Origin of the sequence: Saccharopolyspora sp. 6M, from assembly GCF_020176775.1 — a bacterium.
Lineage (GTDB): Bacteria > Actinomycetota > Actinomycetes > Mycobacteriales > Pseudonocardiaceae > Saccharopolyspora_C > Saccharopolyspora_C gregorii.
This window is the reverse complement of record NZ_JAIUJZ010000254.1, coordinates 1-11627: the sequence shown is the minus strand read 5'-3', so window position 1 is coordinate 11627 and position 11627 is coordinate 1. Positions and strand designations below refer to the sequence as shown.

Here is an 11627-nt window from a genome sequence, read left to right as displayed (position 1 = left end):
GCGCACCGACTTCGACAAGCTGATCCTGGACGTCGAGACCAAGCCGTCGATCACGCCGCGCGACGCGGTCGCGTCGGCCCGGCGGGCCCAGGGAGCGCGGGTGGGGGTGGGCTCAGCGCCCGTCGAGCAGGGCCCGGCGCGACGGCTGCCAGCGCACGCCGAACACGCCCATGCCGAAGTCCAGCGTCACCGCGTGCGTGCGGGCGTGCCGGTCGAGCGACAACGGCTTCGGCGGCGCCACCTCGTTCGCGGCCGAGTCGCCGACGAAGCTCTCCACGTGGTCGGGCGGGCAGGCCGGGTCGAACTCCAGCTCCACCACGTACTGCCGCACCGGTAACCGGAACAGCCGGCAGAAGGTGTGCTCCGGCTCGTTCGCGCCGGTCGGCATGTCGGAGATCTCGTATTCGAGCAGCATCGTCTCGCCCCGTTCGAGGGGCCGGTCGAACAGCAGCTCCGCCACGATCACGTCCCGGGCGTGGTCGGTGAGCACCTGGCCGATGCGGCAGGACCGCAGCGGGCGGATCGTCGGCGACACCGGGCTCGTCGAGGCGCCGTCGAACATCACCACCCAGCGGTCGGCGCCGTTGGCCTCGGCGCGCACCAGCTTGCTGGCGCGCACCATGCGCTGGTCGCCGTAGGCGTCGATGTGCACGACGTCGTGCTGCGAGAGCCGGGTCAGCTTGCTGTCGTGCGTGGTGTCGATCCTGGTCAGCAGCTCCACCGCGGACTCGTTCTCGGACCACAGCTCGCTCAGCGGCGGCGCGTCGTGCGCGGCCTGCCGGGTGCGGCCCCGCGGCCGCGGCGGTCCGAGCAGCGCCGAGAGCGCGCCGTCCGGGATGCCGAGCACGTTCTCCAGCTGTTGCAGCGCGAGCAGCGAATCGGGGCGTTCCGGGCGCCTGCGGCCGGACTGCCAGTAGCTCAGCGCGGTGATGCTCACCGGCGTGCCGCGGGTCTGGAGCCGGTGCTGGATGCGTTCCAGGCTCAGCCTGCTGGCGCGGATCGCCGCGCGCAGCGCCACCTCGAACGGTCCGGTTCGCAGGAGTTCAGCGAGCTCGGGCGATACCGGTGGGGCGGGCTCGCTGCGGACGGCTGTGCGCGACGTGGAACGGATGTCGGTCTTCGGACCGGTCATGGTTACTCCTCGTGTCCGCCGAACTCGCGAACTTACGCTAATGAGTGAGACTCGGGCACGCAACGATCAAGTTTCGGTTCCACGCACCTACTAAAGTGTGAGGCCAATTCGCGCTCTTTGTGTTCGGCCGAGCGTTCTTTGCTCCGCCCGGCCCTCTCCACTTCCCCGAGTGCGCGAACCGGTGCTCGGGGTCTCGACGAGAACGCGCATCCGCCGCACCGGGATTCCGGGCGCCCCGCGCCACGTCGGGAGCGGTCCGCCGAAACCGGCACCGGCGCGCGGAAACCTGCTGGACGGCGCCCCTGCCACGTTGGATAGCCTGGTGCCCCTCACGTCCGCGGTCGCCACCGAGCCGTGCCGCGCCCGGACGTCGCAGCACCGCCGCAGGGCGGTTGTCGCACCAGTCGACCTGAAGAGGAGCTCAGTACCCGTGATGCGCACGCACGAGGCCGGATCGCTTCGCGCCGGTCATGCCGGGCAGTCCGTCACCCTGGCAGGCTGGGTGGCGCGCCGCCGCGATCACGGTGGAGTGATCTTCATCGATCTCCGCGACGCTTCGGGCGTCGCCCAGGTGGTCTTCCGCGAAGGCGAGATGGCCGAGCGCGCCCACCGGCTGCGCGCCGAGTTCTGCGTCCGGATCACCGGTGACGTGGTGCGCAGGCCGGAGGGCAACGAGAACACCGAGATCGGCACCGGCGAGATCGAGGTCTACGCCACCGAGCTCGAAGTGCTCTCCGAGTCCGCCCCGCTGCCGTTCCCGCTGGACGAGCATCTGGAGGTCGGCGAGGAGATCCGCCTCAAGCACCGCTACCTGGACCTGCGCCGCTCCGGCCCGGCCCGGATCATGCGGCTGCGCAGCGACATCAACCGGGTCGCCCGCGAGGTGCTGCACGAGCGCGACTTCGTCGAGATCGAGACGCCGACGATGACCCGCTCCACCCCGGAGGGCGCCCGGGACTTCCTGGTGCCCGCCCGCCTGCAGCCCGGTTCCTGGTACGCGTTGCCGCAGTCGCCGCAGCTGTTCAAGCAGCTGCTCATGGTCGGCGGGATGGAGCGCTACTTCCAGATCGCGCGCTGCTACCGGGACGAGGACTTCCGCGCCGACCGGCAACCCGAGTTCACCCAGCTCGACATCGAGATGAGCTTCGTCGAGCAGGACGACGTCATCGAGCTCGGCGAGCGGATCGTCGCGGGCCTGTGGAAGCTCATCGGGCACGAGATCCCGCTGCCGATCCCGCGGATGACCTACGCGGACGCGATGGCCCGCTACGGCAGCGACAAACCGGACCTGCGCTTCGGGCTGGAGCTCACCGAGCTCACCGAGTACTTCGCCGACACCCCGTTCCGGGTGTTCCGCGCGCCGTACGTCGGCGCGGTCGTCATGCCGGGCGGCGGCAGCCAGCCGCGGCGGCAGCTCGACGCCTGGCAGGACTGGGCGAAGCAGCGCGGCGCGAAGGGCCTGGCCTACGTGCTGGTCGGCGAGGACGGCACCCTGTCCGGTCCGGTCGCCAAGAACCTCTCCGACGCCGAGCGCGACGGCCTGGTCGCGGCGGTCGGCGCGAACCCGGGCGACTGCGTGTTCTTCGCCGCGGGCGAGCGGTCCCCGTCGCGCGCGCTGCTGGGCGCCGCGCGGCTGGAGATCGGCGAGCGCTGCGGGCTCATCGACCACGACGCGTGGTCGTTCGTCTGGGTGGTGGACGCGCCGATGTTCGCGCCGATCGCCGACAGCGACGACGTTGCGGTGGGCAGCGGCCGCTGGACCGCGGTGCACCACCCGTTCACCGCGCCGAACGCCGACTGGGCGGAGACGTTCGACGAGGACCCGGAGCACGCGCTGGCCTGGGCCTACGACATCGTCTGCAACGGCAACGAGATCGGCGGCGGCTCCATCCGCGTGCACCGCGCGGACGTGCAGGAACGGGTGTTCTCGGTGCTGGGCATCTCCGAGGAGCAGGCGCAGGAGAAGTTCGGCTTCCTGCTCGACGCGTTCAAGTTCGGCCCGCCGCCGCACGGCGGCATCGCGCTCGGCTGGGACCGGATCTGCATGCTGCTGGCCGGTGCGGACTCGCTGCGCGAGGTCATCGCCTTCCCGAAGAGCGGCGGCGGTTTCGACCCGCTGACCTCCGCGCCCGCGCCGATCACGGCCGAGCAGCGCAAGGAGGCCGGGGTGGACGCGAAGCCGGCCGCGAAGGGCGCGGACCCGGTGCCGACGGAGAAGCTCACCGAGAAGCAGAGCTGACCCGGCAGCCGCCGGACCGGGAACCGAGGGCGGGGGGGTGCTGCGCGGAGCAGCACGGCCCCGTTCTTCGTCCGGCGGAGCATGTCGCGCGCGAATCCATGCAACGCGAGCCCGCCTCGCTTCCGTCGGGATGACGTGGGAACGCCGGACCGGTGCGCGACGGTCTCGCGGGTCCGGTTCCGGTACCCGTCGGCGTGAGTGGGGTACGGCCGAACGAGCACGTGCGGTGCGCGCGCCACTACCTGCGGTGGCGCACTTGACCGGTCTTGCCCGTTCGGGTTCAGGTTGTGGGGGTAGTGTCTGGAGACGATGAGCGTGGAGATCACTTCCGGCCCTCCGGAGGTCCGTGTGCCCGCCAGCACCACGGTGACCGATACCGTCGGCACCGCCGAAGCCGTGCTCAGCAAGCGCATGGGAGCCCCGGTCCGCCTCGCCGACGCCGAGGACCTCGGTGGCAGCGAGCGTTCCGTCGTGCTTCGCGTGCGGGTCGCCGAGACGCCGTACGAGCTGCCGCGGACCCTGGTGCTCAAGCACTACGGGGAATGCCCGGAGGAGGCCCGCTCGGACCCGTTCGCGCACGAAGCGGCGAGCTGCCAGCTCGCGACCGCGCTGCCCCCGGAGATCCGCGTCGGTCCCGAGCTGATCGCGCACGACGCCGATCGCCGGTTGCTGGTGCTGGAGGACCTGGGACGCGGTTCCACGCTCGCGGACGTGCTGTTCGGCGAGGACCCGCGGGCCGCGGAGCGGGCGCTGCTGGCGTGGGCGCGGGCGCTGGGCCGCCTGCACACGACGCTGGCCGGCCGGGAGGCGGACTTCGAGGCGCTGATGCGCCGGGTGGGCGCCAAGTCCTGCGCGGACCCGGTGGCCGAGGACATCGTGCGTTCGCTGGAAGACCTGCCGGGCCTGATCGAGCAGTCGCTGGGCGTGCCCACGCCGCCGGAGGTCTCGGCCCGGCTGCAGTCGGCGGCGGAGCTGCTGAACCAGAGCCGCTACCGCTCGTTCAGCCCGTCGGACATCTGCCCGGACAACAGCCTCGTGACCGGGACCGGGGTGCGGTTCCTGGACTTCGAGTGGGGCTGCGTGCGGGACGTGGCGCTGGACGCGGCCTACCTGCAGTACCCGTTCCCGTCGTCCTGGTGCTCGTACTCGCTGCCGGAGAACCTGGCGGACGGGATGCTGGCGACCTGGCGGTCGGAGATCGCCGAGGTGTGGCCGGAGCTGGACGACGACGAGGTGCTGCTGCCCCGCCTGTTCGACGCGCAGGTGCTGTGGGTGTGGGTCTCGACGTGGTGGTTCCTGCCCCGCACGGGCGAGTCGGACCGGCCGATCGACCTGCACATGCCGTCACCGCGGCGGAGCACGGCGCTGGTGGACCGCTGGCGCAAGCTGCGCGACGACGCGGTGGAGTGCGGTGAGCCGGGGTTGGCCGGCTACGCGTCCTCGATGGTCGACGCCTTGGTGGAGCGGTTCGGGGCCGGCGCGCTGCAGCTGCTGCGCTACCCGGCGTTCCGCGACGAGGAGAAGTGACCCGTTCTTCCGCGGCCCCGCGCACCGATCCCGGTGCCCGGGGCCGTTCCACGTCGCCGTGATCCCGACGTCACGTGCTGGACATCCGGATTTCGTTGAGATCTCATCGAAGTGAAACGTGCGTCCGCTCGATGCCACTCGAACGGGTCCACGTTTCGGATTCGACTCCGGACAGGTAGCGGAACGTGCATGTCGAGCGCTCTTCCTGCGTCTTATCGGGTGGGTCGGCTGTGCGCATTAATCTTTCTTCATCTTTGGGGCGATGATCACCCTTGCATTTATACTGGGTGAGTCGGATACGTTGTGTCGAGCAACCGGTGGACGCGCCCCTCCTGAAGCGGGAGCGCCCCGGGCGCGGACATCGGAGCGAATGCTCGCCGCGATGGCGCGAGCGCCTTCCGGATGGACGTACCGATCGGGCACCGTCGCCCCCACCCCCTCGGCCGCAGGCCGCCACCGCACGCCGTTCCAGGAGGCATGATGCGCATCAGGATCGTGAGAGCAGGAGTGTTCCTGCTGTTCACGGTTCTGCTCGCCGTCGTCGTGCCGTTCCAGTCGACGCTGTGCGCGGAACTGGCGGTGCGCAACACCTCCGAGATCAAGACGAACGAGATCAAGGAGCACAGCGAGAAGCTGCGCCAGCGCCCGGCGGCGTCCTCGCCGTCGCGGCGCGAGGTCCGGGAGCCGGAGCCGCGGGAGCTGCTGCCGAGGGCCTTCCGCGAGGACATCGCCGCGCGGCACACCCCCGCCACCTCCCGATCCGGCGGGCACGCGTGCTCGCAGCGCGACGCGCAGTGCGTCCGGGAGAGACACGCGCCGGCAGTGCTGCAGGTCTACCGGCACTGATCGGTGTTCCAGGAACGGAACACCGAAGGCCCGTGATCTCTTCAGACGCTCAGTGAGGCGGCGCAATGAACTTCGAACACCTGGTGGACCACGCGCGTCGGCATCCGCGCACGATCCCCGAAGCACACCGCCGGGAACTCGCCTCCGGGCAGCAGCCGGTGGCATTGTTCATCACCTGTTCCGATTCGCGGGTGATGCCCTCCCGCATCACCGGGGCCGAACCCGGAAAGCTTTTCGAATTGCGCACCGCGGGGAACGTGGTGCCGCACTACGTCCCGGATTCCGCGTCCAGTGAAATGGCGACGATCGAGTACGCCGTGCTGCAACTGCGCGTTCCGGAGATCGTGGTCTGCGGGCATTCGCACTGCGGTGCCGTGACCGCGAAGTGCGTGGCCGGGTGCGGCCTGGAACAGCTGCCGGCGCTGCGCTCCTGGCTGGGCACCGGCGAACCGCCGCGGACCGCGCCGGTCGGGCCCGACCCGGCGGTGCGCTCCGAGAGCAAGGCCCACGTCCGGGAACAGCTGGACACGCTGTTCGAGTACCCGTTCATCCGGGACCGCGTGGCGCAGGGCGATCTGCGGGTGCACGGGTGGTTCTACGAGATCGACACCGGTCTCGTGTTCCGCAGCCCGGATCGCACCCCGGATTCGCCCGCCGACGTGGACTTCCTGCCGCTGTGATCGCGGCCGCGCACCGGCGCGCGGTCCACGCGGCGTTCGGCGCGATTCGCTGACCCGAACACATCAATGCGGACCCGCCCGGGTGCGCGTCCGGAAACGGCGCGCACCGGTGGATCCGCGATCCGGCGTCCCGCGGTTCCGCGGACCGCCGGTCTTCCCCGAGCGGAACGGGCGCGGCCGCGTGCCGCGCGGAGGTCCCGCGGTGATCCCGCGGAGTTCGCGCGCCACGGCCGCCGCCCGCCGCTCAGCGCCCGCCCGCGTCCGCGCGGTCGCGGGCGTCTCCTCCCGACATCGATGGAGTGCATCGTGACCACTCAGACCAACGCGTCCGCCGAGCGGCGCACCGGTTCCGGAGTTCCGCAGTGGCCGAAGGGGACCTTCGGCGCCGACCTCGGCGCGTCCCTGGTGGTGTTCCTGGTGGCGCTGCCGCTGTGCGTCGGCGTCGCCGTCGCCTCCGGCGTGCCCGCCGAGCTGGGCATCATCACCGGTGTCATCGGCGGCATCGTGGTGGGCCTGCTGCCCGGCAGCACCATGCAGGTCAGCGGTCCGGCCGCGGGCCTGACCGTGCTGGTCGCCTCGGCGGTGTCCGAACACGGCCTCGGCACGCTCGGGGTGATCGTGCTCGGGGCCGGGCTGATGCAGATCGTGATGGGCATCGGCCGCATCGGCACCTGGTTCCGGGCGATCTCGCCCTCGGTCGTGCAGGGCATGCTGGCCGGCATCGGGCTCGTGATCATGCTCGGCCAGCTGTACCCGGTGGGCGGGCTGGAGCAGCCCGCGCACACCGCGGAGAAGTTCGCGGGGCTGCCGGGCCTGGTCGCGGCCATGTTCACCACCCCGCAGGGGCTGGCCGGGCTCGGCGCCACCGTCGTCACCCTGGTGATCCTGTTCGGCTGGCAGAAGATGCCGGAGAAGGTGCGCGGCATCCCCGCCGCGCTGGTCGCCGTCGTCGCGGTCAGCGCCGGAGTGTGGGTGCTGGGCCTGCCGCTGAAGATGACCGAGGTCGGCTCGCTGCTGGAGACCATCAACATCCCCACCGGCGAGGCGTGGGCCGCCGCCATCACCCCCGCGGTGATCGGCTCCATGATCACGTTCGCGCTGATCGCCTCCGCGGAGAGCCTGTTCAGCGCGGCCGCCGTGGACCGCATGCACGACGGCCCGAAGACGCAGTACAACAAGGAGCTCATCGCCCAGGGCGCGGGCAACGCGGCCTGCGGTCTGCTGGGCGCGCTGCCGATGACCGCGGTGATCGTCCGGTCCGGCGCCAACGTGCGGGCCGGGGCGAAGACGAAGGCGTCCCGCGTGCTGCACGGCGTGTGGTTGCTGCTGTTCGTGGTGGCGCTGCCCGGGCTGCTCGGCTTCATCCCGACGGCGGTGCTGGCGGCGCTGCTGATCCAGGCGGGCTGGAAGCTGCTGGAGCTGAACAAGGTCGTCGAGATGCTGCGGACGAACCGGCCCGAGGCGCTGGTGCTGGTGCTGACCGCGGTGATGATCGTGTCCACCGACCTGCTCATCGGCACGCTGATCGGCCTCGGCGCCGCGGTCGTGAAGACCGCCTTCGACGTGTCGCGGCTGTCGGTGACGGAGGAGGAGCACGACGACGGGCACCTGCGCCTGGAGCTCGGCGGCAACGCCACCTTCCTGCGGCTGCCCAGGCTGCTGGAGCGGCTGGAGAACGTGCCCGCGGACAAGAGCGTGCACCTGGATCTGAGCACGGTGCGGCACCTGGACCAGGCCTGCCACCAGGCGGTGCAGAACTGGGTCGCGCAGCGCGAGCGGGACAACGCCCGCACCGAGGTGGCCATGCCCGCGGGCGTGCGCTGACCCCGGCCGTCCGAGCGCCGCGCCGGAGGTGCCCCGACCGGGCACCTCTGGCGCGCCCGCGTCGGGGGTCCCGGGTAGCGTCGGCGGGGTGAGCGACGGGCTGTTCGACGAGGGGTTGTTCGGCGCCGAGACCGAGGACCGCGCCGGGGAGAAGCTGGCCGAGAACGCGCCGCTGGCGGTGCGGATGCGGCCCCGGTCGCTGGACGAGGTCCTCGGGCAGGGGCACCTGCTGGGCGCGGGCGCGCCGCTGCGCAGGCTGGTGGAGGGCGCGGCCCCCGCGTCGATCCTGCTGTACGGCCCGCCCGGCACCGGCAAGACGACGCTGGCGAACCTGGTGTCCCGCGCGACGGGCCGCCGCTTCGTGGCGCTCTCGGCGCTGTCGTCCGGGGTGAAGGAGGTGCGCGCCGTCATCGAGGAGGCGCGCCGCCGCCTCGGCCGCTCCGGTGAGGCGACGGTGCTGTTCATCGACGAGGTGCACCGGTTCTCCAAGACCCAGCAGGACGCGCTTCTGGGCGCGGTCGAGGACCGCACGGTGCTGCTGGTGGCCGCGACCACCGAGAACCCGTACTTCTCCGTGGTGGCCCCGCTGCTGTCCCGCTCCCTGGTGCTGCAGCTGCGCAGCCTCGACGAGGACGACGTGCGGGAGCTGGTGCGCCGCGCGGTCGCCGAGGAGCGCGGGCTGGCCGGGGAGCTGGAGCTCGCCGACGACGCGCTGGAGCACCTGGTGGCGCTGGCCGGCGGGGACGCGCGCCGTGCGCTGACCGCGCTGGAGGCGGCTGCCGAGTCCGCCGCGTCCACCGGTTCCGGCCGGATCGACCTGGCCACCGTGGAGGCCACGGTGAACCGGGCCGCGGTGCTCTACGACCGGGGCGGGGACCAGCACTACGACGTGGTGAGCGCGTTCATCAAGTCCATCCGCGGCTCCGACGTGGACGCCGCGCTGCACTACCTGGCCCGCATGGTGGAGGCGGGGGAGGACCCGCGGTTCATCGCCCGCCGCCTGGTGGTGCACGCCAGCGAGGACGTCGGGATGGCCGACCCGACGGCGCTGCAGGCCGCGGTTGCCGCCTCGCAGGCCGTGCAGTTCATCGGGATGCCGGAGGGCAGGCTGGCGCTGGCGCAGGCCACGATCCACCTGGCGACCGCGCCGAAGTCGAACGCGGTGATCACGGCGATCGACGCGGCGATGGGCGACGTGCGCGCGGGGCAGGCCGGCCCGGTGCCGCCGCACCTGCGCGACGGGCACTACGCGGGCGCGCAGAAGCTCGGCAACGCCAAGGGATACCGCTACCCGCACGACCGCGCGGAGGGCGTGCTGGAGCAGCAGTACGCGCCGGACGAGCTCGTCGGCACCGACTACTACGAGCCGACGGTGCGCGGCGCCGAGCGGGTGCTGGCCGAGCGGGTCCCGAAGTTGCGCGGCATCGTCCGCGGCGGGTGAGCCGCAGCGCAGGAACCAAGCCATCAGCATCGAAGGAGCCGCCGTGCGGATCGTCGTGACCCGGAACCTCCCCGAACCTGCCGTGGCGCTGCTGCGCACCGCGGGCGAGGTGCACGTCTGCGAGCGGGACCGGGCGCTGGACCCGGCGGACCTGCGCCGGGTGGTGGCCGGGGCCGACGCGGTCGTGGCGATGCTCGGCGACCGGGTGGACGGCGCGTTCGCCGACGCCGCCGGACCGCAGCTCAAGGTCGTTGCGAACGTGGCCGTCGGCTACGACAACGTGGACGTGCCCGAGCTGACCGGCCGTGGCGTCACCGTGACGAACACGCCCGGGGTGCTGACCGACGCCACCGCCGATCTCGCGTTCGCGCTGGTGCTGATGGCGACCCGCAGGCTCGGGGAGGGGGAGCGGCTGATCCGCTCCGGCACGCCGTGGTTCTTCCACCTGGGGTTCATGCTGGGCACGGGCTTGCAGGGCAAGACGCTGGGGATCATCGGCCTCGGCGGGATCGGGCAGGCCGTGGCCCGCCGGGCGCGCGCGTTCGGCATGCGCATCGCCTACTCCGGGCGTCGCCGGGTGGCCGCCGGGGTGGAGGCCGAGCTCGACGCCCGGTTCCTGCCGCAGGACGAGCTGCTGCGGGAGTCCGACGTGATCTCGCTGCACTGCCCGCTGACCGAGCAGACCCGGCACCTGATCGACGCGGCGGCGCTGGCCGCGATGAAGCCGTCCGCGGTGCTGGTCAACACCAGCCGCGGCCCGGTGGTGGACGAGGCTGCGCTGGCCGCGGCGCTGCGCGCGGGCCGGATCGCGGCGGCCGGGCTGGACGTGTTCGAAGAGGAACCGGCCGTGCACCCGGAGCTGCTGGAGCTGGACAACGCGGTGCTCGTCCCGCACCTGGGCTCGGCGACCGAGGAGACGCGCACGGCGATGGCCGAGCTCGCCGCGCGCAACGTGGTCGGCGTGCTGACCGGGAACGGCCCGGTCACCCCGGTGGCGGCTTGACCGTCGGACGCGCCGACGAACCGGAAGCGCTCGCCCGGGGGTGGCACGGTAACGTGACGCGCGATCAAGACACCGGCGAATCCTCGTCGGTGGCAGGAAAACCACGTGGAAACCGGGAGGGCACGTGACGCCCACGCAGATCGCCGCGCTGATCGTCGCGGGCGCGTTCGTGCTGCTGGTCGTGCTGCTGGCGATCCCGCTGGTCAAGCTCGGCCGAACGCTGGACGAGGCGACCGTCGCGATCCGCAAGGCGCACGAGAACACCGATCCGCTGTTCACCGGGGCCAACTCGACCCTGACGCACGTCAACACCCAGCTGGAGCGGGTGGACGGCATCACGGCCAACGCCAAGACGGTCAGCGGCAACGTCTCGGCGTTGTCGTCGCTGTTCACGGCTACACTGGGTGGCCCGTTGGTGAAGACCGCGGCCTTCTCGTACGGGGTGAGCAAGGCTCTCCGAGCTCGCCGCAAGCGCAAGGAAGAGCCGTGGGGCAAGCACTCCCGCCGCAAGGGAGGACGCAAGTGAGGCGGATGTTCTGGTTCGGGGCCGGTATCGCCGCAGGCGTGTTCGTGACCCGCAAGGTCAACGAGACCGCCCGCAAGGCGACCCCGAGCGGCGTCGCCGAACAGCTCGGCGGCGCCATGCGCGAACTCGCGGGAGCCGTCGGCTCGTTCGGTGCGGACGTGCGCGCCGGGATGAGCGAACGGGAGCAGGAGCTGCAGGACGTCGTCGACGGCACCTCGGTGCCCCGCCGGCCGTCCGAGCCTCGCGCGATCGACGCTCGACCGGCGGAAGGCCGGGTGCGCCCGGCCGGTGATGGTGTGCGCGCACCGGCTCGGCGAGATCGCCGGGCGGAGCGCTGAACGGCGGGCGTTCCGGGGAACCGGTGCGGCCCGTCCCGGCCCGCCGGTAGCGGACCGCCCCCGGTTCCCCG

At 72.1% G+C, this 11627-nt stretch carries 10 protein-coding genes; 9 read left to right on the top strand and 1 reads right to left on the bottom strand.

From position 1 onward, the window contains the following. Positions 1-112: 112 nt before the first annotated feature. A complete protein-coding gene (locus LCD31_RS26505; RefSeq protein ID WP_224962498.1) occupies positions 113-1132 on the bottom strand; it encodes a hypothetical protein in 1020 nt (339 codons plus the stop codon). Positions 1133-1562: 430 nt separating this feature from the next. On the opposite strand from LCD31_RS26505, the gene aspS reads away from it, so the two are divergent. The 9 genes from aspS to LCD31_RS26460 all read left to right on the top strand — a co-directional run bounded on the left by aspS (position 1563) and on the right by LCD31_RS26460 (position 11556). Continuing rightward, entirely contained in the window at positions 1563-3371 is a 1809-nt protein-coding gene (gene aspS, locus LCD31_RS26500) for an aspartate--tRNA ligase (RefSeq protein WP_224962496.1), read from the top strand. A 309-nt stretch (positions 3372-3680) separates the two neighbouring features. Then, on the top strand, positions 3681-4898 hold the full coding sequence (locus LCD31_RS26495; RefSeq protein WP_224962494.1) for a phosphotransferase: 1218 nt from the start codon (positions 3681-3683) through the stop codon (positions 4896-4898). Positions 4899-5393: 495 nt separating this feature from the next. Continuing rightward, entirely contained in the window at positions 5394-5744 is a 351-nt protein-coding gene (locus LCD31_RS26490; RefSeq protein ID WP_224962492.1) for a hypothetical protein, read from the top strand. Between the two features lie 65 nt (positions 5745-5809). After that, positions 5810-6424 carry a carbonic anhydrase gene (locus tag LCD31_RS26485; protein ID WP_224962489.1) on the top strand — a complete coding sequence of 205 codons (615 nt, stop codon included), beginning with the start codon at positions 5810-5812 and terminating at the stop codon, positions 6422-6424. 306 nt (positions 6425-6730) lie between these two features. Then, positions 6731-8248, top strand: coding sequence for a SulP family inorganic anion transporter (locus tag LCD31_RS26480; protein WP_224962487.1), 1518 nt, complete (start codon positions 6731-6733; stop codon positions 8246-8248). A gap of 88 nt (positions 8249-8336) precedes the next feature. Then, a complete protein-coding gene (locus tag LCD31_RS26475; protein ID WP_224962485.1) occupies positions 8337-9689 on the top strand; it encodes a replication-associated recombination protein A in 1353 nt (450 codons plus the stop codon). Between the two features lie 43 nt (positions 9690-9732). Beyond that, the gene (locus LCD31_RS26470; RefSeq protein ID WP_224962483.1) at positions 9733-10692 is read left to right on the top strand and encodes a D-glycerate dehydrogenase; all 960 of its coding nucleotides are present in this window, start codon (positions 9733-9735) and stop codon (positions 10690-10692) included. A gap of 124 nt (positions 10693-10816) precedes the next feature. After that, entirely contained in the window at positions 10817-11218 is a 402-nt protein-coding gene (locus LCD31_RS26465) for a DUF948 domain-containing protein (RefSeq protein ID WP_224962481.1), read from the top strand. Continuing rightward, entirely contained in the window at positions 11215-11556 is a 342-nt protein-coding gene (locus LCD31_RS26460) for a hypothetical protein (protein WP_224962479.1), read from the top strand. The genes LCD31_RS26465 and LCD31_RS26460 overlap by 4 nt, the downstream gene beginning before the upstream one ends. The last annotated feature ends 71 nt before the right edge of the window (positions 11557-11627 follow it).